The organism is Exiguobacterium sp. s75 (genome assembly GCF_018617145.1).
In the GTDB taxonomy this organism is placed as follows: Bacteria; Bacillota; Bacilli; order Exiguobacteriales; family Exiguobacteriaceae; genus Exiguobacterium; species Exiguobacterium profundum.
The window spans coordinates 890530-911726 of sequence record NZ_JACSJQ010000001.1; the positions used below are offsets into that span (position 1 = coordinate 890530).

19 protein-coding genes and 1 tRNA gene are annotated in these 21197 nt (G+C 48.4%); 5 read left to right on the top strand and 15 right to left on the bottom strand.

The window, feature by feature from the left end:
* Positions 1-21 precede the first annotated feature (21 nt).
* The 8 genes from araA to KNO68_RS04650 form a co-directional block, all read right to left on the bottom strand.
* Positions 22-1509, bottom strand: coding sequence for an L-arabinose isomerase (araA, locus tag KNO68_RS04615; protein ID WP_214684155.1), 1488 nt, complete (start codon positions 1507-1509; stop codon positions 22-24).
* Positions 1510-1543: 34 nt separating this feature from the next.
* Complete coding sequence (gene araD / locus KNO68_RS04620; protein ID WP_031423581.1) at positions 1544-2242, bottom strand: L-ribulose-5-phosphate 4-epimerase; 699 nt, start codon at positions 2240-2242, stop codon at positions 1544-1546.
* The gene (gene araB / locus KNO68_RS04625) at positions 2236-3933 is read right to left on the bottom strand and encodes a ribulokinase (protein WP_214684154.1); all 1698 of its coding nucleotides are present in this window, start codon (positions 3931-3933) and stop codon (positions 2236-2238) included. The genes araD and araB overlap by 7 nt, the downstream gene beginning before the upstream one ends.
* A gap of 280 nt (positions 3934-4213) precedes the next feature.
* Complete coding sequence (locus KNO68_RS04630; protein WP_214684153.1) at positions 4214-5524, bottom strand: arabinan endo-1,5-alpha-L-arabinosidase; 1311 nt, start codon at positions 5522-5524, stop codon at positions 4214-4216.
* Positions 5525-5540: 16 nt separating this feature from the next.
* Positions 5541-6941 (bottom strand): arabinan endo-1,5-alpha-L-arabinosidase, encoded by a 1401-nt coding sequence (locus tag KNO68_RS04635; protein ID WP_215112147.1) that lies wholly within the window; start codon positions 6939-6941, stop codon positions 5541-5543.
* A 68-nt stretch (positions 6942-7009) separates the two neighbouring features.
* Entirely contained in the window at positions 7010-7852 is an 843-nt protein-coding gene (locus KNO68_RS04640; RefSeq protein ID WP_031200025.1) for a carbohydrate ABC transporter permease, read from the bottom strand.
* A 72-nt stretch (positions 7853-7924) separates the two neighbouring features.
* Positions 7925-8821, bottom strand: a complete 897-nt coding sequence (locus KNO68_RS04645; RefSeq protein ID WP_021066211.1) for a carbohydrate ABC transporter permease — start codon at positions 8819-8821, stop codon at positions 7925-7927.
* A 68-nt stretch (positions 8822-8889) separates the two neighbouring features.
* Entirely contained in the window at positions 8890-10239 is a 1350-nt protein-coding gene (locus KNO68_RS04650; protein ID WP_215112148.1) for an ABC transporter substrate-binding protein, read from the bottom strand.
* A 367-nt stretch (positions 10240-10606) separates the two neighbouring features.
* Here KNO68_RS04650 and KNO68_RS04655 point away from each other — a divergent pair, with 367 nt between their 5' ends.
* A complete protein-coding gene (locus KNO68_RS04655; protein ID WP_031423568.1) occupies positions 10607-11731 on the top strand; it encodes a GntR family transcriptional regulator in 1125 nt (374 codons plus the stop codon).
* A 27-nt stretch (positions 11732-11758) separates the two neighbouring features.
* On the top strand, positions 11759-12379 hold the full coding sequence (locus KNO68_RS04660) for a YesL family protein (RefSeq protein WP_215112149.1): 621 nt from the start codon (positions 11759-11761) through the stop codon (positions 12377-12379).
* A gap of 422 nt (positions 12380-12801) precedes the next feature.
* Here the strand turns inward: KNO68_RS04660 and KNO68_RS04665 are convergent, their stop codons facing one another.
* From KNO68_RS04665 to KNO68_RS04685, 5 genes are all read right to left on the bottom strand, one after another.
* Positions 12802-14358: an AMP-binding protein gene (locus tag KNO68_RS04665; protein WP_214684146.1), complete on the bottom strand. Its 1557-nt coding sequence runs from the start codon at positions 14356-14358 to the stop codon at positions 12802-12804.
* Positions 14351-15136: an SDR family NAD(P)-dependent oxidoreductase gene (locus tag KNO68_RS04670; RefSeq protein ID WP_251024849.1), complete on the bottom strand. Its 786-nt coding sequence runs from the start codon at positions 15134-15136 to the stop codon at positions 14351-14353. Before KNO68_RS04670 ends, KNO68_RS04665 begins: the two co-directional genes overlap by 8 nt.
* Before the next feature lie 250 nt (positions 15137-15386).
* A complete protein-coding gene (locus KNO68_RS04675) occupies positions 15387-16070 on the bottom strand; it encodes a hypothetical protein (RefSeq protein ID WP_215187610.1) in 684 nt (227 codons plus the stop codon).
* Positions 16071-16256: 186 nt separating this feature from the next.
* Positions 16257-16658, bottom strand: coding sequence for an SRPBCC family protein (locus KNO68_RS04680; RefSeq protein WP_215112152.1), 402 nt, complete (start codon positions 16656-16658; stop codon positions 16257-16259).
* A gap of 205 nt (positions 16659-16863) precedes the next feature.
* The gene (locus tag KNO68_RS04685; protein ID WP_214816652.1) at positions 16864-17727 is read right to left on the bottom strand and encodes a GRP family sugar transporter; all 864 of its coding nucleotides are present in this window, start codon (positions 17725-17727) and stop codon (positions 16864-16866) included.
* Positions 17728-17850: 123 nt separating this feature from the next.
* Here KNO68_RS04685 and KNO68_RS04690 point away from each other — a divergent pair.
* From KNO68_RS04690 to KNO68_RS04700, 3 genes are all read left to right on the top strand, one after another.
* A tRNA-Ala gene (locus KNO68_RS04690) sits at positions 17851-17923 on the top strand.
* Positions 17924-18035: 112 nt separating this feature from the next.
* The gene (locus tag KNO68_RS04695) at positions 18036-18368 is read left to right on the top strand and encodes a four-helix bundle copper-binding protein (RefSeq protein WP_215112153.1); all 333 of its coding nucleotides are present in this window, start codon (positions 18036-18038) and stop codon (positions 18366-18368) included.
* 61 nt (positions 18369-18429) lie between these two features.
* Entirely contained in the window at positions 18430-18996 is a 567-nt protein-coding gene (locus KNO68_RS04700) for a 3'-5' exonuclease (RefSeq protein WP_215112154.1), read from the top strand.
* Positions 18997-19019: 23 nt separating this feature from the next.
* On the opposite strand, the gene KNO68_RS04705 is transcribed toward KNO68_RS04700, so the two are convergent.
* Entirely contained in the window at positions 19020-20081 is a 1062-nt protein-coding gene (locus KNO68_RS04705; protein WP_215112155.1) for a bifunctional glycosyltransferase family 2/GtrA family protein, read from the bottom strand.
* 89 nt (positions 20082-20170) lie between these two features.
* A complete protein-coding gene (locus KNO68_RS04710; RefSeq protein WP_214684138.1) occupies positions 20171-21160 on the bottom strand; it encodes a sodium:calcium antiporter in 990 nt (329 codons plus the stop codon).
* Positions 21161-21197 lie beyond the last annotated feature (37 nt).

Sequence of the window (21197 nt, forward strand, 5' to 3'; positions counted from 1 at the left end):
CCAACGAAGTGGCCCTTTAGATTATGGTCGATAGTAAAGTTCATTCCAACGTAGTTCGTTGTTAAATTGGACCGTCTCCGTCTTGGCATCGATGACAGCGATTTCAACGTCGAGCATTTCCGCGAAGTCCCGTAGTTGGTCGGTCGTCACTTCATACGAATAGCAGGTGTGGTGCGCCCCACCGGCTTGAATCCAGTTTTCGACCGCTTGCGCCATCGAAGGTTCTGTTTTCCAAAGAACGCGTGCGACCGGCAAGTTCGGCATCGCCTCTTCCGGCTGAATGCCTTCGACCGTGTTGACGAGGAGACGGAAGCGATGGCCGAGATCGATGATACTCGCGTTCAACGCCTTGCCGCTCTGTCCTTCAAAGACGATCCGGGCCGGTGCTTCCCGGTCGCCGATACCGAGCGGATGGACTTCGATTCTTGGTTGATCGGCCGCAATCGTCGGACAAATCTCCAACATGTGAGCGCCGAGCACCATCTCGTTGCCCGGCTCGAAGTGGTACGTGTAATCTTCCATGAACGAGGTCCGCTCGTTGTTCGACATGATTTTCATGAGACGGACCAATGCTGCCGTTTTCCAGTCACCTTCTCCGGCAAAGCCATAGCCTTGCTCCATCAAGCGTTGGACGGCGAGACCCGGTAACTGCTTCATGCCGTGCAAGTCTTCAAACGTCGTCGTGAAGGCGGTATATCCTCCTGCCTCGAGGAAGGCTTTCATACCGAGTTCAATCTGGCCTTGGTAACGGACCGAATCAAGGAACTCCTCTTCCGCCATCCCTTTATTCGTCAGTTCGTAACGAGACGCGTATTCGTCCATCAGCGCATCGAGATCTGTGTCGGTCACGGCGTCCATATATGCGACAAGATCACCGACACCATATCCGTCCACCGTCCAACCGAGGCGAATCTGCGCTTCGACTTTATCGCCTTCCGTCACGGCGACGTTGCGCATGTTGTCACCGAAACGAGCCACTTTTAACACTTTGCTTTCGGCCAACGCATGAGCGACTTTCATCCAGCTCGCCATCTTGCCGCGTGTCGTCTCGTCTTCCCAGTGCCCGACAAGCACTTTGCGTTTGACGTTCATCCGGCTCGTGATAAATCCGTGTTCCCGGTCGCCGTGCGCCGATTGGTTCAAGTTCATGAAGTCCATATCGATCGCATCCCAAGGGATGTCGCGATTGAACTGTGTACCGAAATGGAGCAACGGTTTTTGTAGGACGCGCATGCCACTGATCCACATCTTCGATGGCGAAAACGTGTGCATCCAGGTGATCACGCCCGCACATGAGTCGTCCGCATTCGCCTGAAGCATCATCTGACGGATCTCTTCTGCATTTTTGACGACTCCCTTGAAGACGATCCGGTCGCTGAAGACGTCGGCCGCATCAAGTCCAGCCACCATCTCTTTTGAATGATCCTCCACTTGACGAAGCACGTCTTCGCCGTAAAGCATTTGGCTTCCTGTCACGAACCAAAATTCATATGTTTTTGCTGTCAACATCCAAAGTCCCCCTAATGTGAGGGCGAAGTTCCGGTCATTTTTGGCCGTAGTATGCGTTCGCCCCATGTTTTCGCAAATAGTGTTTATCTAAGATGCTCTGTTTAATCGGTGTCAGGCCAGGGTTCAAGTTCAAGGCGTGAAGTCCCATCTTCGCGACTTCCTCGAGGACGACCGCATTGTGGACCGCCTCATTCGCGTCTTTGCCCCAGCAGAACGGTGCGTGATTGGCCACGAGCACGCCCGGTACGGCGACTGCTTCGAGCATTAACTCGTCAAGCGTCTCTAAAATGACGTGGCCGGTCTCGAGCTCATACGCCGTTGCGATCTCTTCGTCTGTCAATTCTCGAGTGCACGGAATCTCGCCATAAAAGTAATCGGCGTGTGTCGTTCCGAACGCCGGGATCGCCCGCTTCGCCTGTGCCCAGCTCGTCGCCCATGGCGAATGGGTATGCACGACCCCGCCAATCTCAGGGAGAGACCGATAGAGCGCGAGATGGGTCGGTGTGTCTGATGAGGGGCGAAGCTCGCCTTCGACGACGTTACCTTCCAAATCGACGACGACCATGTCTTCCACGGTCAATCGTTCGTAAGGGACACCGCTCGGCTTGATGACGACCAATCCGGCGTTCCGGTCGATGCCACTGACGTTGCCCCATGTGAAGGTGACCAAGCCGTGTTGCGGGAGGGCCAAGTTCGCTTCGAGCACGGCTTCCTTCAAATGACGGCTTACCATACCGGTTCCTCCTTCACGCGTGATGCTTCGGCTTTGATTTTTTTCAAGCGTTTCATCACATCGTTTTCACCGCGACCGAAGTAGTCGTATAGTTTCGTGTATTCGGCGAACAGAGCATCATACGTCGCGACGTTTTCCGGAATCGGCTTGTACGTCTCTTCTTTGACACGGCCCATCTTCGCTGCCGCTTCCGTGATCGTGGCGTAACCGCCTCGCTCCGCACCGGCCGCCACCGCCCCGAACATGGCCGACCCGAGGGCAGGCGTTTGCGAGGAGGCGGAGATTTTGATTTCCATGTTCAACACGTCCGCATAGATTTGCATCATGAGGGCGTTCTTCTCGGCGATTCCGCCGGCTGCATATACTTCATGCACAGGAACACCGCTGTTCCGGAACGCTTCCACAATCGTCCGTGTCCCATACGCCGTCGCTTCAATCAACGCCCGGTAAATGTCTTCTGGTTTCGTGAGCAATGTCGCTCCGAGTAGGGCACCCGTCAAATTCGTATCGACGAGCGTCGATCGGTTCCCGTTCCACCAGTCGAGGGCGATGAGACCGCTCTCCCCGACACGTTGACGGGCTGCTTTCTCCGTCAACAACTGATGGATGCCGATACCTTTCAAGGCGGCCTCTTCGACGTAATGTCCTGGGACACACGTCTCGGTGAACCATTCAAAATGGTCCCCGACACACGATTGGCCAGCTTCATAGCCCATCAATCCTGGGATGACACCGTCTTCGACGACACCGCACATGCCTGGGACGACTTGTTCGTCTTTACCGAGTAGGATATGGCACGTCGATGTGCCCATGACCATCAGCATCTTGCCCGGTTCGGCGATTCCGACAGCCGGTACCGCCACGTGGGCGTCGACGTTCGCGACCGCGACGGCCGTGCCTGGAAGGAGTCCGATTCGCGCGGCGAACGCCTCTGTCAGTTCACCCGCCTTGGACCCGATTGGTGCGATGTCGCGCGTTAGTTTCTCTTCGACAACGTTCTCTAGCCGCGGATCGAGCGCTTTAAAGAACTCGTTTGACGGGTAGCCGTCTTGTTTATGCCAAATGGCTTTATATCCAGCTGTGCAACTGTTCCGAACGACGCGACCTGTCATCTGGGAGACGACCCAATCCGTCGCTTCTAGAATCTGGTCCGCCGCTTCATAGATCGCTGGTGCTTCGTTCAGGATTTGCCACACTTTCGGGATCATCCACTCCGATGAGATTTTCCCGCCATAGCGTTTCAAGAAGTCTTCGCCCCGCTCCGCTGCGATGCGGTTCAACTCGTCCGCCTCGTCTTGCGCGGCGTGGTGCTTCCAAAGCTTCACGTAGCTGTGCGGGTTTTGTTGATGCTCCTCATGGAAACAAAGCGGGTTCAAGTGTTCGTCAATCGGTAAGATCGTGCAGGCTGTGAAATCGATGCCGAGTCCAACAACTTGGTCCGGCATGATCCCCGCCTCTTTCACGACGGCCGGGATCGTAAGTTCTAATACTTCTAAATAGTCTTGCGGATGTTGGAGTGCCCAATCATGCTCGAGACGGGTCACTCCGTCCGGTAAATATTCATCCATGACGCCATGTGTGTACGGTTTGACCGCGGTCGCCACTTCTCGACCTGTCGCTACGTCGACGAGGACCGCACGTCCTGATTGCGTCCCGTAGTCGACGCCGATTGTATAGTTGGCCATATTCATCACCCTACCTCCAAAAGAATGCGCTTACATATAGGATGAAAAAAATAAAGTGTGTGGGCACTCTTGTATTTTCATCCGTACAACTATTCAAATAACATGTCTGATTCGTACAGAAAACAAAAATATACAATCAAGTTGTACGTATAACTTATACCTTGATTGTATCAACTATTTTAAATTAATCAACTGTTTTCAACATTTTATCTGAACATTTTTGCGTCAGTTCTGAAAAAACTGTGACATTCATCTTTAAAGAGACTGCGATAAGTTGTACGGATATTTACAGTCGTTTGCCGATAAAAACGTGCCCTCGGTCAGACAATCCCGCGAACACGAGCGTCTCTCGCCAATTCTCCCAGTCCCAGCCCGGTAACATATGCCAAGTGATCCTTTCAGGACTGTAGAGTTTGATGGTCGTATCCGTCAGCTTCTCATAACGGCCTCGTTCGCCATACTCTGTCACGAAAGTCCCGTCCGCTAGAAGTTGAATCTTACTTGAAGGCAGGACGTCATGTTTCGTCCGGTCCATGTAGATCCACTCCCACTCCCCGACGAGTTCCTCCATCTCGATGGGCCGTTCTTCTTCCCCGGCATATCGTTGCGGAGATACGAGCGGCCAGCCCGATTCCGTCCAGATAATTTTGCGGATATGCAGTTCGTGCCAGTGCGGGTCCTGCTCACCTCTGACGTGATGGACGAGATAATCCTTGTCCCCGTCATGCAAGACGGAGTTATGACCGGGACCGACCCAACCTTCCCCAGCCCCGAACCGATAGCCCCCTAAAATCTTCATGCCGACTTGTTGGGAGTCGATTTCGAGGTCGGTCATGACGTTCCCATCAAAATCGACGTACGGTCCGGTGATCGAAGTCGAGCGGGCCACACGGATGTGATAGTCCTTGAATAGGGAGTCGTACGAGACGAACAAGTAATAATGGCGATCCGCCTCCCGATAGACGATATACGGTCCCTCGATTGCCCCTTCAACGCTTTGGTGACGTTTCGCAATCAACGTCTCCTCACTCCCCGGACGTTTCTTCCCGGTCTCCGGATCGATCGGGAACACGTACAGCCCACCGAAGAAGCTACCGTAGACGAGCCAAGGTTCTCCATGCGCATCGAACGTAATATTCGGATCGATCGCGTTCGGTCCTGACGTCCCAGCCTCGCTCTTCACGACGAGCCCGTGATCCTGCCACGGTCCGTCTATCGTTTCCGCACTGGCGACACCGATATAGGACTGCGTCTGCCCGAACTGTGAAGCCGCATAGTACATGACGTAACGACCACCCATGAACACAACTTCCGGTGCCCAAAGCCCCGGCGCCCCCGTCCATTCCACAGCCTCGTGCGGAAGTTCTTCAAACGCCAAGCCGACGTATTCCCAATGGATCAAATCCTTTGAGCGGCGCACTTGAATCCCCCCGTTGATTTGATGCCCGTGGGCTGCATCCGTCGAGAACACGTAATACCAGTCCCCGACTTTGATCGAGGCGGGATCGTGGGCGTTGTGCGTGCCCCACATCGTTTCGTTCGTCAATCGCTCTAGCAGATAACGTTCTTCTCGTTTCGGACCGTTCATTTTTTGCATGTTTCCGTTTCTCCTTTTATCGTTTTTTGCCCCATACGGCGGTGCCGTCCTCGCTCAGACCTGTGAAGATGATCGTCGGTTGCCAATTCTCCCAATCCCAAGCCGCACCGACTTGCGTCTCATACGTCTCTTGTCCGACTTCGACCTCGAGGACCGAGCCGTTCAATCGCCAAGACCCGTCCCCGTTTTCGAGCTTCCCGCCTCGTTCCAACGTCAACGTGCTCGAGGCTTGCTGTCCATCGTCGAATCGCGGGAACGTGATGACGTCCCAGTCCCCGACCAGATGGGCGTCGTCGACCTCGACGTCTCCTTCACCTGCATAGCGCTCGGGCGAGACGACCGGCCAACCGTCTTTCGTCCAATACACTTTTCGGACGTGCAACTGTGACCAATAGATGTCTTCACTCGGTCGCGCCTGATGCAACACGAATGTGTCAGTCCCGTCTTGTAAAAATGCCGAATGCCCGGTCCCGACGTATCCGTCATCTCCTTCGAAACGATACGAACCCACGATTTTCACGCCCGTATCAAATGACTCATCCGATTCGTCCCGTAAGTCGCGACCACGCGAGTCGACGTACGGTCCCACGATTGACTTCGAGCGACCGATCCGGACGTTGTACGTATCTTCTAACCAACCATACGACACCATCAAGTAGTAATAACCTGTCTCATCGTTATACAAGATTTCCGGTCCTTCGATGCCCATCGACATGTCTTTCCGTTTGGCGAGCAACGTTCCCTCTGACGATTCGTCCACTCGCTTCCCAGTGCCTGGATCAATCTCCGTCAAAAAGATCCCACCAAAGTACGACCCATACGCCATCCACCATTTGCCTGACGCATCTTGCGTCACATGAGGGTCAATCGCATTGGCGACACCCCCGTCCCCGTCTTTCGACGTCACGACGGCGCCCTCGTCTTCCCAAGGCCCTTCGATCGTTGACGCGGTCGCTAGCCCGATGTACGACGTGCGGCTCCCGACCCCTGATACGGAATAGTACAAGTGGAACCGATCTCCGATTTTTGTGATCGCCGGGGCCCAGAACGTATTCCCACCGGCCCAAGCGAACGCCTCTTCAGACACTTGATCGAACACACGGCCGACGAACTCCCAGTGAATGAGATCGGTCGATTTACGAATTTGAATACCGGGCGTCGGAGGACCACCCACCATGTAATCCGTCGAGAAAACGTAGTACGTGTCACCATCTTTAAAGATTGCCCCGTCATGCGTAAAGTTCGTCGTCCACTCGCTCTCTTTGTTGAGCACGTCTGGCGTCACATCTTCCACCTTTTGATCAAACGGCGCTTTCGGGAGTACCGACTCATCGATTGATGCACTCGTCGTCTGCCAGAAGAAAACACCTCCGACCGCGACAATGAGCAACGCCATCCAGACCATTATTTTTTTCATGTCAATCTCCTTCCTCCATCAAAAAGGCACCCGCCTAAAAAAGACGGGTGCCTCTGTCTTGTCACACCTCAGCCCTTCACACCAGAAATCGCAATCGACTCGATGATCTGTTTTTGGAAGATCATGAAGACGATTAACATCGGGAGTAACGCCACGACGGACGCGGCCATGATTAACGGATAATCACTTTGAATTGCATAAGATGCGTTAAAGTTCGCGATGACAAGTTGAAGCGTCTGTTTCTCCGGCGAGTTCAAATACAGAATCGGCCCGAGGTAGTCGTTCCAGATTGCCATGAACCAAAGAATCAATTGCGCGGCCACGGCCGGCTTGATCAATGGGAAGATAATCTTATAGAAGATTTGGAAGTACGAGCAGCCATCAATCTTGGCCGCCTCGATAATCGAGTTCGGGATGCTGTTCAAAAATTGGCGCAAGAAGAAAATCATGAAAATATTCCCGAACAGTCCAGGCACGATCAACGGTAACAGCGTATCCACCCAGCCGATGCTCGAGAACATCATGAACTGGGGAATCATGAGCACCGGGTAAGGGATCATGACAGAAGCGAACAAGAGCAGGAAGATTTTATTCTTGCCTCTGAAGTTCAACTTCGCGAAGGCGAACGCCGCCAAGCTCGACGTGAACGTTCCGACGATTGTGACGGATAACGCGACGATCAAACTGTTCGATATCCCGGACAACAGCGGGCCCATGCTCCAAATTTCCGTGTACTTGCTAAACGAAATATCGGTCGGGATCCATACCGGAGGGAGCGCGAACACATCCTCTTTTGATTTTAGCGACGTCGATACCATCCAGAGCAGCGGCGCGATCATGACGACCGCTCCGATGGACAGGAAGATAAAGATGAAGAAATCCGTGATTCGGTCCTTCTTCTTCACCGACATCGTTTCCACGTTCTCTTTTTTCCGTGAGAGAGCTAATTGCATGGTCATTCTCCTTTCCTATACACGAATCGCTCAATCAAGATCGAACGATGATTTTTCATTCATCCGGAATTGGAGCAACGTGACGATGAAAATGAAGAGCCCGAGGACGAGCGCCATCGCCGAAGCGTAACCGAGTTGGAAGTTCCCGAACGATTTTTGCCAAATGTAGAAGACCGCAGAGGCAGACGAGTACTCAGGACCCCCGGTTGGTGTCATGACGTTGATTTCCGTGAAGATTTGCGCTCCTCCGATGATGTTCGTCACGATGATGAAGAACGTGACCGGTTTGACCATCGGGAGCGTGATATGCCAAAAGCTTTGCCACGCGTTGGCTCCATCGAGTTTCGCTGCCTCATAAAATGATTTCGGGACACTTTGGAGCGCCGCCAAGTAAAGGAGCATCGTGTAGCCGAGCCCTTTCCAAATCGCCATGAGGATGAGCGCGGGTTTGACGGTATCGGTGTTTTGGAGCCAGTTCGGCCCGTCGATCCCGATCAAAGCCAGGAATTGGTTGACCAATCCGTAGTCCCCGTTATACGCCCATTGCCACAAAATCGAGACGGCGGCAATCGACGAGATGACGGGAATGTAGTAAATCACGCGGAACGTGTCCGTCCCAAAAATCTTTCGATTCAACGCGAGGGCAAGCAGAAGCGCGAGAACGATTCCGATTGGGATCCCAATCATCATAAAGAGCGTGTTGTACATTGATTTATAAAAATATTCATCTTGGAACAAGTTAACGAAGTTCTCAAACCCGATAAATTTCATTTGACCGAGGCCGTTCCAATTCGTGAAAGCGCCGTAAACAGAATACATCAACGGTACGAACGCGAAGAGGAAGAACCCAATGACCGGTGCCGCAACGAACAGGTAGGCGTACCGCTGTTCAGTTCGATATAACTTGGAAATCGATTTTGTCTTCATTATCCTTCCATCCTTTCAACGTCAGAGACGCAGGTGGCGAACATCGCCACCCCGTTTCGACTCTCTGATCAATTCGCCTGTTTCTCTTGTTCGATCGCCGCATCGAGCAATTTCTGCATCTTCGGCTGCGCCGTCTTCACATAGTCTTCGACCGACGTTTTACCGTCTAGGACAGGCTGGATGTTTTTGAAGAACTCGTCGTACCATTCTGCCGTGTATGTTTTCTCAGCCGGGAACCCGCGGCCATAATCGTTGATTAAATCAAGGAACTCTTGTTTGTTATCTGGTTTGATTGACGTATCAGCTGCCCAGTTGTCTGCGATTTCCATACTGTTCGGCAATTGGACTTGCGCGTCTACGAGCGCTTGTTGCCCTTCTTGGTCCGCAGACAAGTACATCGCCAACTCTGCCGCTTCTTCTTTATGTTTCGTCGTCGCCCCGACGCCGATCCCGAGTGACCCCACCCATCCTGACGCTTTACCGGTTGAACCGGCTGGCCATGGAAGTAAGTCGTACTCGAATTTCAACTGTTCTTTAAATGCTGCCATATCCCACGGTCCGACTGGGAAGAAGGCGAGCTGACCTTTCAGCCAACGTTGGTACGTGTCGAGCGTCTGTGTTTCGCCGATTGACGGTGTGATCCCGTGTTTCAACTGTTGATCGACGAAGAATTGCAACGCTTCGATGAACTTCGGATCATCGATTGTCACTTTCGTACCATCTTCATTGATCCAGTCCGCTCCATTACTCCAGACGAACGGTTGAAGGGCCCAGTTTACGTTGAAGCCAGTGCCGTACTGATCCATCTTCCCGTCACCGTTCGTGTCTTTCGTCAACTGTTTGGCTACGTCCACGAACTCATCCCATGTATATGGTTTGTCTTTATCCGGTAGCGGGATGCCCGCATCTTCGAACATCGTCTTGTTGTAGCCGAGTGCGAACGGACCTAAGTCTTTCGGTAGTCCGTAAATCGCGCCTTCTCCGAGCGTCTTCCCATCGAAACGATATTTGTCGACACCCTTCTCCCAAATGTCGTCCAACTTGACGTCTTCTGAAGTTTCAACCGCTTCAGTGATATCGAGTAGCACGCCCGAATTTACGTATGCTTTCACTTGGGCAGGATTATAGAAGAAGACGTCTGGGATTTTGCGACCTGCGATGGCCGATTTGAGTTTTGTATCGTACTGATCCGGGGCTGTCTGGACCATCGTTACTTTCACGTCTTTGTTGGCTTCTTCAAAACGTTTCACCGTCGCTTGGTAGGCTTTTAACTCTTGTGGATTTCCACGGAACATAAATGTCAATTCAACTTTCCCGTCAGCGCCTGCCTCGTCTCCCGAACAGCCGGCGAGCGCCAAAGAAGTTGTCATCAGGGCTGACATCGTTAACGCAAACATTTTTTTCGATTTACGATTCATTGTGAATTCCTCCATCAGTATATATTCATGTGCAAAAGATGACGAAGATGTACGTACATGTTGAATTAAATAAAAAAGCAAGCTGTATAATGAAGCCCACACGACACTATACATTCACTAGCCAAGAAACCAATTTAATTAGCAATGAAAGCGTTTTCTGTACAATTTGAGTCTATTACACACGTTCGGACATGTCAATTTGATTTTTATGTATTTTTATATTTCATCCGTACATATTCATAGAAAATTCAGGTGCTATTTTTGCTTATTCATAGTAAACAGGACATTTGTTTGTTAATATATATGTAAGATCATATCTTGTACGTATGAGTTGTTCGACGTACACGAGAGAAAGCAGGGACGCCAGATGGCACAACGCACAAAGTACAATATGGTTAAAGATCATATTCTTGAATGGATAAAAGATGGAACGGTAAGACCAGGTGAAAAAATTCCTTCTGAAAATGAATTGGTCCAATCATTTGGAGTGAGCCGTCATACGATTCGACAAGCTGTAGGAGAACTAGTGAACGAAGGTTATCTTTACCGTGAACAAGGCTCGGGCACGTATTGCTCCCCGGTCCTTCCGACCTCGGCTCCCCAGGCGATTGAACGTTTAGGCAACGGTAAAAACATCGGTGTCATCACGACCTACATGTCTGATTATATCTTCCCGTCTATCATCCGGGGGATTGAATCTCATTTGGCTTCAAAAGGATATACATTGACCTTATCTTGTACGGATAACAACGTCGAGAAAGAACGGCAATGCCTCGAGATGATGTTAGATCGTCAAATTGATGGGTTAATCGTCGAGCCGACGAAGAGCAGTAGCTATAATCCAAACATCAAATATTATTTAGAACTCGAACAACAGCATACGCCTTATTTGATGATTAACCAATACTATTCGCAGTTGACGCCCCCTTATTTGATCATGGATGACGAGAAGGGTGGGTTCTTGGCTGCCGAACATCTCATCAAACTTGGCCATGAGCGCATCATGGGACTTTTCAAAACAGATGACCTTCAAGGGGTCCATCGGATGCGCGGCTTTATACGCGCGTTCCGGGAATACAATCTCCCCCTAGAGCCAGAATTAATTATAACGTATACGACAGAAGAACTTGTGCCCTCTTTTTATGACGTGATTCATCAAGTGTTTGAGAACGCGGACGAACGGCCGAGTGCAATTGTCTGTTATAACGACCAACTCGCCCTTAACGTGTTGGACCAGTTGAGAAATCTACGCCTCTCTGTCCCGCAAGACGTCTCACTCGTCGGATATGACGACTCGGTGCTTGCCGTCGCGACAGAGGTTAAACTGACTTCGATCATCCACCCGAAGCAAGAATTGGGGCGTGCCGCAGCCGAGTGGATTATCGCGGCCGTCGAGAAAAAAGAGATGCCACCGTCACATACGTATGAACCCGAATTGATCGTCCGCAACTCGACTGCACCCTATAACCGTCTCGAATCTAAATTAGGCTGATTCTCTGCTAACTTCTTGGAGGTCCTCATGAATTTAAAACATGAACACAACAAGCTATTCCAAGCGCTCGAATTTGTCACCAGCCTGGTGCAACTGAACGTGGTCTTCTTACTGAGCATTCTGCCTGTCATCACGTTGTTCCCGGCCTTGTACGCTTTACATGCCGTCACAAGGCAATGGTCGATCAACCAAGATTACAGCGTGTTCCGCGCCTACTTCCGCTTCTTTAATGAAGGAGTGCGCCGTCATTATAAGCTCGGTATAGCCTGGACATTGTTTGTATTCGTCTTATTGATCGACTTTTTACTCATTCGGCAAATCCATACAGGGCAGACGATTCTCTTCGCAGGTCTGTTCGTGATTGGATTTGTCTTCATCTCCCTGTCGTTATTCCTATTTCCGATTTTGACGCACTACGATATGAAGACGATGGATGCCTTGAAGTTGGCGTTATTCAGCATCATACGATACGGCTATATTGTCGCGCTCGCGCTCTTGTTGTTCAAAGCACTCGGTATGCTCGCGTACCGGTCACCACTCTACTTGTTGTTCGGATTTTCGTTCATCGTTTTTCTAAAAACGAAACTATATCTCCACCAATTAAATCGTACTATAACGAATAATCATATCGATATCGACTCCACGTAATATTGATTTTTTCCATCTACTTTAACAAAGTAGATGGTTTTTTATTTGAGTCTAAGAAGAATAGTTTACTCATCTGTCAATTTCAATAAATATGACCAAATCACTTCTTTAGGTTGTTTAAGTTCTATTCAAAATGAATAATACAGTTCTTAGTTAGTGAGGAGGCAAAGCAATTGGGCTTTTCCGTTAATGACTTTATTGAGGATACTCCAGTTTTTGGCGACTTACATTATATTTTGCATTATGACAATGAATCAGAACGAAGAGACACTTTAGTCTTTTCGAAAACATAGTTCAGTCCTTCATTACTGAAAGAAGCTGATTTCATTAGACTACAACAAGCAACCCTTCGTATTCATAAGTAGGCTTTAGAAAAATGTGCTCCCTAATAAACTATGTATGTCTCTTCATTCCTTTATATGCTACTTATAGTTCCACACTTCAACATACTTGATCACCTCAAGTTGTTTCCTATCCAATTTTCCAACCGCTGTATAAGGCAACTCCTTCACAAACACGATTTCTCGTGGAAGCTGATAAGTTGTCAGTCGTTCGCGCAACCAGCTCACCAGTTCTTCTTCTGTCAATTTTTCATCATATAACTGTACGTATGCTTTCAAGATGTGACCGGCGTACACATCCTCTATCCCGACGACGGCGGCGTCCTCGACATTCGGATGGTCGCGCAAAACCGTCTCGACTTCCCCAGGATAAATATTGTTTCCTGCCGAGATGATCAAGTCGTCTGTTCGTCCACACAAAAAATAATAGCCGTTCTCATCCCGGTATCCGACATCACCCGTTTGAATCCAGCGGTTCTTCCTGCTTTGCATGGACCACTTATTTCGTATGCAAAATTCCCCGATGGCCCCTGGCTCGACTTCCGCTCCATCTTTCACTACCTTTAAGTCCCCTCCCGGAATCCTTCTCCCGAGCGTGTTCGCATCATAATGTAAATCTTCTGGTGTGGCGATCAGATTCAAGCCCGCTTCCGACGTCCCATAGAGATTGTATAAGACGCTCCCCAACTCGTTATGGACTTCACGAACTAAAACGGGATGAAGCTTCGCACCACCGGACGCGATACAAGCGAGAGAATGAAGTGATGTTGGATTGTGTCGTAACATTTTGTGGATCATGAGCGGGACGACCGTGACCACTTCTACCTTGTGTCGCCGAATGAGGTCACAGGCTCTCTGCACATCAAAGCTCTCTTGAATGACGACCTGTTTCCCTAGGGCTAGAAAAGATAAAAGGATGGCGATGCCGTAGCCATGGTAAATCGGGGTGGCAATATAGGCAGTGTTGAATGACGGCAACTGCAATCGGTTCATTAGAGCTGCGAATGGAGCCAGAAAGTGAAAGAGGGATGGTTTATGAGTCACTTGTTTCGGTTTTCCGGTAGTACCGCCGGTCAACAGCACGATCTTCCCGCTCGAGGCGGCCGGAAGCCTTCCTTTTTTATGTCGCTTCGAATCCGATAAACTATTGATTGATACCTTTTCCTCATGATAGCTGACAAGTGTCGAACGTTCGTAAGACGAGTTTTCAATTAAGTCTTTAAACTCATCATCGTAAATCAAAAAATCGAATGATTGTTCTTCTACGAGTCGGTTGAACTGCAGTTGACTCATCGATGAATGAAGCATGTAGATGTCTGCACCGAGTCGTGAAGCCGCAAACATCCCTTGTACGAAAGACGAGTGGTTGTGACAGAGAAACGCAACTTTTTGTCCCTTTTTAACCCCATACTGATTAGCGAAATGATAAGCGAGGTGTTCACAGCGTGACTTTAGCTCTAGATACGTCACTGTTTCTCGGCTATCCACTAAAGCCGTTTTTTGACTCCCTGCTCTTTCAGTCAATGTAAAAAGAAGCATCAAGTTGATTCCATTTTGACGGATTGCGACGAACAGACGGCCTAGATTCGATGGTGATAGAAACTGGAGCTGCGACAAGACTTTCAATAACTTAACCATTCTTATTGTCACGCTCCTTTCTCTTAAGGAATGCAGGGACCATCCAGTCTATCGGTCTTCTGAAAACAAGTGATGCTACTTGACCGAGGAACAACCACCACGGCTTATATACTGTTCCTTTCGTATACAAGGCATGTCCGATTAATTCTGCCACATGTACCGGTGACATGGCAGGTGAATGCTGATAAGCCAGCGTCGGTTTGATCATCGGAGTTTTTACTAGCGGTAGATATAGAGTCGTCGTGGATATATTTTTGATTGTGAGTTCCGGACCCGCGGAGCGAAACCACGTATCGAACGCGGCTTTTGATGCCTGATAGGCTGCCCAGTGAGGAAAAGGATGAAGTAACACATTGATGGTCGACACATTGACGATCTGCCCGTTCTTCTTTTCGAGCACCGGAATGAGCGACAAAATCAATTGTACGGGAGCAAAATAATTGATTGCCATCGTCCGAGTGAAGTCATGGTATCGATCGAGTGACTCAGTGATGGGACGATTGATGGAGATTCCAGCATTGCTGACGAGAACATCCAATCCGTCCGGTAGTTGATGGAGATACGCCAACAAACCATTCCGTTCCTCTTCAATTCGAAGATCTGCCAGGAACACGGTCACCGTGGCTGACCCCTTTTCGATTTCAGACTTCATGGCGTTCATGTCTGATTCTCTACGGGCAACGAGAATCAGATGCGCGGTTGTCTCCGCTAGTAAAAAAGCGAACGCCTGCCCGATTCCTGAGCTCGCTCCAGTAATCAATACCGTTTTCCGATCCAACGCTGACTTCATTTTCTGATGATCGAAGGAAGGAAATCGGAATAGGAGTCTCTCTAGTAACGTGTAGTCATACATATTGCCAGCACCTTTTTTGATTTTTACAATAGAACGATCACGAACTAAATAAATCTGTATGTTTAGAAGCAAAGTTACTGCTCTTGTATACATGTAATTCCAAATGATATATAACAATTTAACGAACAGAAAATGAAGTTCCCAAGATGAACGTCAGCCTTAATTACTTCAATGACTACAAAAAATCTAGCAAATCTAAATCTTCACTACATTTATAAAAGAAGTTTGGATCAATCATGGCTTTAATCATTTCAGATAGCTGATAGTACGAGGGATCATCAATCAAATTCATCAACTGGAATACATACCCTTTGTTAAATGCAACTCCATCATAACAATTATAGTCTTCGACCTCATTTGGAATAGAAACTGAATTCACGTACAACAATTCATCACTCCAATAATTAAGCCATTCCACTTCCTTAACTTTAGAAAAACCTGTTTCGTACATGAGATCCTCTCGTTCTTCAATCCTTCTAGATATTGATGCTTGGAATGGACCCCACTCTCGACAAATTCGATCAAATAACCGAATCCATTTGTCCTTTTCATTCAGAAAAGTTGTCTTGCTGATCACAAAAACGAAACCAACATTTCCTGGTAACCCATCTTTCAAATTATGAATGTTGAGATAACCTTTACTATTTTTTAATCGACAAATAAAGCTGTAAAAATCATCGTTGCCTTCTGTCCACATCTTCAGAAAGGTGTCATTCGAAAACTCAGTTCTAAGTGGTTCGTAAAATCCCATCTTTCCGATTTCAATCTGAAACGTTTCGAAGATATTTAGCATCTGTAATGCCCATTTTTCATTCTCTAAGTCGTGAAAAAAGTTAAAACTAAGCCTTACTTCTCTCATATATTTTCAACTCGCCCTATATTCATTTTTTAAATCCAAAAATGACAAACTACACTTCATCATTCAACAACAACATTATGAAAGATCTTGATTTTATACAACGAACAGCAGTATACACCTTCAACATGAAATGTATACTGCTGAATTAATATTTCATCATTCATTTCCTTATTTCTTACCATTCGCTTATCTAGTGAAATTATCGAGGATCGCCTGCCAGCCTAGTCGTTGCATTTCAACCGGATTCATCGATTCCGCATCAAACACCTCGACCACCTTCGTCTGATTACCTTCTGAAGAAAATGAAATTCTGACTCTCCGTTCATCCTCAAGGCGATACTGAATGAGCTCATTTACTTCAACTTCCTCATATACCCCTTCAAAATCAAAGGCCATGCTCTGATCTTTCGCTTCCATCCGACTACGAAACTTCCCATCGATCCGTAAATCATTTTCCGCTTCGGTCGTATGCCAATCGTCAGACGCATGATTCCATTGTTTGATGTGGTCAGGGTCTGTCCAGAGTTTCCAGACTGTGTCGATTGGTGCATCGACGAGAGCTGATATCGTCACTACATTTGATTCCATGATTCGTTTCCCCTTTATTCTACATTTTTAATCAATCACGAATACGCTGTATGCCCTATATGACGAACGCAACATGAGATTACTTCCCTATTGATTACGTCATCTCCTGCTCTCATTTCAACGATTGAAAGATACCCAAAACAAAAACCTTGAATGGCACTCAAAATCGAGTTCATTCAAGGTCTTTTCATTTCATCATTGAAACTTAACTCTTGGCAATCCCAAGCATAAATCCAGCGACGACAATCAACCCGATTCCCATGAAAACAAAGACGCGTTCTTTTGTCGTCTTCTCTTCTTTCAAGAGATAGATCCCACCAAGTGTCGCCACGACGACGTTCAATTGGGATAAGGCGAACGAAGTCGCAATCCCCACTTCTCCGCTTGAAACGAAAAGTCCGAAGTTCCCGATTCCCCAGGCGAGCCCGGCCAAGATATTTTTGAATGTACGTGGATCCAGTTTCTTGACGTCCTTTTCACGAAGACTGAACAGAAGTGCCGCGATGAACATCCCGACGGATTGTGGAAGAATCGCGGTGATCCCTTCTACTTCAAAATAGTTCGTCAAGACGGCATACGTGACGTAACCAATACTCGAAACGAATAGGACGAGTAATCCCTTTTTCAAAGCTCCGGCACTGTCCTGATCTTTCTTCTGTTGGTATGAAGTCATAGTCGCCCCGATGATAATCAAGACGAGCGCTGAAAACCCTAACCATAGCTCCGTCGATGTCTGCCAGTCCCCGAGTACGATGACCCCAAAGAGTGACGTCCCGACGAGTTGCATCCCCGTGCTGATTGGCATCGCTTTGGAGACGCTTAAGATTTGGAACGATTGGAACTGCAAATATTGACCGAGCGCCCAGAACGCCCCTGAGATAAATCCGGTCACGATGGCGAGTGTCGTGAACTCCGGTCGGAAGACGAGGGCAATCACTGTTGCCATGATCATCGCCCCGATGGTCGTTCCGATTAACTGCTGAATCGGTTTTCCTCCTACTTTCGACACGATGAGTGGAATACTTCCCCACATGAGTGCCGGTAAGAGTGCCAAAAGAATCATTTCCATGAAGCACACCTGCTTTCTTAATATAACGTCTAACATGAAATTCCCACGTCTCCAATTTTATAAACCTAAATTCAAAAAGGGAATTGCCATGTCGAATACTACGATGATATAATGATTTCGAACGGGGCATTAGCTCAGCTGGGAGAGCGCTACGCTGGCAGCGTAGAGGTCAGGGGTTCGAGCCCCCTATGCTCCATTAATTTGTCACATCTCGGATGAGGTGTGGCTTTTTTATTGGTATGGTGCGATTCAACCCCTTTCTGAACGGGTAATGATAGTTAGACTTTTTCATATAAGGGGGAATTTTGATGGAACGTACATCTGTAGAAGAAACATTGACGAGCGTGATCGAATGCATGCGAGCATGCAACCACTGCTTCTCAAAAAGTTTGCAAGAAGAGGATTTACACATGTTCACCGAATGCATCCGCCTGACTCGAGAATGCTCTGAAATCTGTACATTGGCTTTAAATGCCTTAGAAACAGATTCAGCCTTCTCAAAACCAATCGTCGCACTATGCGCCCAAGTCTGTGATACGTGTGCGGTTGAGTGCGGACGCCATCAGCACGACCATTGTCAAGCCTGTGCCAAAGCATGTGAGCGTTGTGCGGAAGCTTGCCGAACACTTGTTGCCGCTTAAGCACGACATTCGTCTAACTTTCTGTTAGACTTTTTTTATTGCTTATGAAAGAAGGTAAACTATGAACCATACCATTCTCGCACTTGACGTGGAGACCGCTAACCGTGATAGTCGCAGCATCTGTTCTGTCGGATGGAGCATCCTTCAAAATGGAGATGTGGTCGAAACCGACCAGCGACTCGTCAATCCGGAGGAAGACTTTGATATGGGTAACATCCGCGTCCATGGCATCCGTCCGAGTGACGTGTGGGATGCACCGGCATTACCGGAAGTACTTTCCTCTCTTTACCCGATTTTACGGGAAGTGGACCTCGTCATCGCACATAACGCTTCATTTGACATGGGTGCCTTGAGAAAGGCGATTGTGAAATATGATCTATTCGATTTCCCGACAATCGAGTACGGTTGCACCGTCAAACTGTCACGTAAACTGTATCCAGGACTCCCGAACCATAAGTTGAACACGATGGCAGAACACTTGAACGTGCCGTTTATTCATCATGATGCTGCGGAAGATGCTCGCGTATGCGCGCTACTTATGCGAGACATGATGCAAAAAACCGGCATCACAAGCCCAAAAGAATTACATCGCTATACGTTCGTGAAAACAGGAACGCTCGCATATTAAACCGGTCATGAAATCATGACCGGTTATTTTTTGAAAATCCATCTCTTCTGGACATAATAACTGACGAAAAAGAGAAAACTATCGACGACTACTTTTAGGATGACCTCGCCTTGTCTGAGCAAGAGAAACAAGAGATAAACAAGGAGTGCTGAAACGGCCATTTGAAGCACGACGAGACTAAAATATTTCGGAAGAGACCGCCGCGCCTTCGAATCGAAGACTACTTTTCGATTAACGAGATAATTGAAGAGAGAGGAAATGATTCGAGCGATGACCGTCGCGATGACGACGTGAGCCGTATCGAAGTATGGGGATAATAAATAAATAAAGAGCGCATACATCCCTACGTCGACAAGGAACGAGGCGACAGAGGATAACGAATACATCAAAAACATCCGATAAATTAAAATCGAGTCGAGAATCGGTCTAAAATGGGATGAATCATTTTCATTCTCATATACGGTCTGGATGGTCGTTTGTTGAATCGGTACCTGCAATCGTTTCGTGAACGTGAGCATATTCATCTCGAACTCATATCTATTTCCAGGAATGTCAATCAGTTGTCGCGCATATCGCATCGGGATGGCTCGAAGTCCCGTCTGCGTGTCTTTTAACTTCAGCCCGCTCCCAATCAACATCACGAGCCGTGTCGCCTGATTGCCGAATCGGCTCCGGAACGGAATCGCATCTCCGCTAAAATCTCGACATCCCATGATGAGATGATGTGGTTTATTCAACCCTTCCTCATAGACGCTGACGACATCTTGCGGCAAGTGCTGCCCGTCGGCATCGACCGTGATGACCCCCGTTTTATCCGGATATGTGTCCACCACATACCGTAACCCCGTCTTGATTGCTGCTCCCTTCCCTTGATTCTGTTCGTGCGTTAACACTTGGTCGACAAATGATGCAATCTTATCAAATGTGCCTACCGACGATTCGTTACTACCGTCATTGACCACAATGATGTTCGCAAACCCACTCGCCCTCAACTTCTCCACGAGTGTGACGAGTGCCTCATCAGGGTTATAGGCCGGAATCAAAATCGAATACGCTTGGCGTGTTTCCACTTCATGCATCTGCATCGCCACCCCTCCTTCAATTCCTCTATACCCGAAGCAATGAATTCTCATTCCCAATAAAAAAACATCAGCCCTAAGGCTGATGCATGTACTCACCCGATAAAGATCAAGTAAGACGAAACGAAATAGACAACGACAACGAGTAACGAAGGAATCACATAACGTACCTTCGACGTGACATTTTGTCTTAGCACACTATACATGACGAGGATCGATAGGATGGTGATTCCGACCGCAGATACGAGGTGTGACGTCGAGACATCTGCGAGAATCGATCCATTCCGATAGAAGACATCTGACATGGCGATAATCAACATGTTGAAGATATTCGAGCCGAGAATCGAACCGAATGCCAAGTTGACATTACGTAGTTTGAGCGCCATGAACACAGCGACCGCTTCCGGGAGTGACGTCGATGCCGCAATCAAGAAGCTACCGACAAAACTAGAACCGAGTCCTGTGACAACGGCAATTTGATCACCTGTGATGGAAAGGGCTGTTCCTGCCGCCATGATTACGATTGCAGCAATGATGAATCCAAAGACCGCACGTTTCAGCGTGATCTCTTCATATTTACCGACGACCACTTCTTCTTCGACTTCATGCTCCGCGATCGGCTCTGTCGGTTGTTTCCCGATATAGTAGATTCCGATACCGTATAGAATCGCAATCAAGAGCGCGTCGACTCCGATTCCGATAAACGTCATATCAACGCGAACGATCAAAGCAATCAACGTCGTGACGGTCAAGAGTAACCCAAGTCCGGCCGTGTACAGGTGGTCCCGACTCGCATAGTTGAACAATTGCTTCTGTCGGAAGTATAGGTCGAACATCGCTAAGATAAAGATATTGAATAGGTTACTCCCAAGCATGTTCCCGATGGCAATGTCGGGGTTGTCAATCATGACAGCCGATATACTCGTTGTCACTTCCGGGAGCGACGTCGCTCCTGCCAATAAAACTGTACCGACGAGCATCCCGCCCATTTTCGACTTTTCAGTCATGACGTCGGCGTACGTTGACAATTTGATGGCGGCGTAGACGGTGATGGCCGCGGCCAGTAAGAAATAAACAAATACCATTTTTTCCTCCTCCTTGGGTAAACAAAAAAGACCTTTT

Coding starts and splice junctions, on each gene's coding strand:
- araA (WP_214684155.1), bottom strand. CDS start 1,509: ATGTTGACAGCAAAAACATATGAATTTTGGTTCGTGACAGGAAGCCAA.
- araD (WP_031423581.1), bottom strand. CDS start 2,242: ATGGTAAGCCGTCATTTGAAGGAAGCCGTGCTCGAAGCGAACTTGGCC.
- araB (WP_214684154.1), bottom strand. CDS start 3,933: ATGAATATGGCCAACTATACAATCGGCGTCGACTACGGGACGCAATCA.
- KNO68_RS04630 (WP_214684153.1), bottom strand. CDS start 5,524: ATGCAAAAAATGAACGGTCCGAAACGAGAAGAACGTTATCTGCTAGAG.
- KNO68_RS04635 (WP_215112147.1), bottom strand. CDS start 6,941: ATGAAAAAAATAATGGTCTGGATGGCGTTGCTCATTGTCGCGGTCGGA.
- KNO68_RS04640 (WP_031200025.1), bottom strand. CDS start 7,852: ATGTCGGTGAAGAAGAAGGACCGAATCACGGATTTCTTCATCTTTATC.
- KNO68_RS04645 (WP_021066211.1), bottom strand. CDS start 8,821: ATGAAGACAAAATCGATTTCCAAGTTATATCGAACTGAACAGCGGTAC.
- KNO68_RS04650 (WP_215112148.1), bottom strand. CDS start 10,239: ATGAATCGTAAATCGAAAAAAATGTTTGCGTTAACGATGTCAGCCCTG.
- KNO68_RS04655 (WP_031423568.1), top strand. CDS start 10,607: ATGGCACAACGCACAAAGTACAATATGGTTAAAGATCATATTCTTGAA.
- KNO68_RS04660 (WP_215112149.1), top strand. CDS start 11,759: ATGAATTTAAAACATGAACACAACAAGCTATTCCAAGCGCTCGAATTT.
- KNO68_RS04665 (WP_214684146.1), bottom strand. CDS start 14,358: ATGGTTAAGTTATTGAAAGTCTTGTCGCAGCTCCAGTTTCTATCACCA.
- KNO68_RS04675 (WP_215187610.1), bottom strand. CDS start 16,070: ATGAGAGAAGTAAGGCTTAGTTTTAACTTTTTTCACGACTTAGAGAAT.
- KNO68_RS04680 (WP_215112152.1), bottom strand. CDS start 16,658: ATGGAATCAAATGTAGTGACGATATCAGCTCTCGTCGATGCACCAATC.
- KNO68_RS04685 (WP_214816652.1), bottom strand. CDS start 17,727: ATGGAAATGATTCTTTTGGCACTCTTACCGGCACTCATGTGGGGAAGT.
- KNO68_RS04695 (WP_215112153.1), top strand. CDS start 18,036: ATGGAACGTACATCTGTAGAAGAAACATTGACGAGCGTGATCGAATGC.
- KNO68_RS04700 (WP_215112154.1), top strand. CDS start 18,430: ATGAACCATACCATTCTCGCACTTGACGTGGAGACCGCTAACCGTGAT.
- KNO68_RS04705 (WP_215112155.1), bottom strand. CDS start 20,081: ATGCAGATGCATGAAGTGGAAACACGCCAAGCGTATTCGATTTTGATT.
- KNO68_RS04710 (WP_214684138.1), bottom strand. CDS start 21,160: ATGGTATTTGTTTATTTCTTACTGGCCGCGGCCATCACCGTCTACGCC.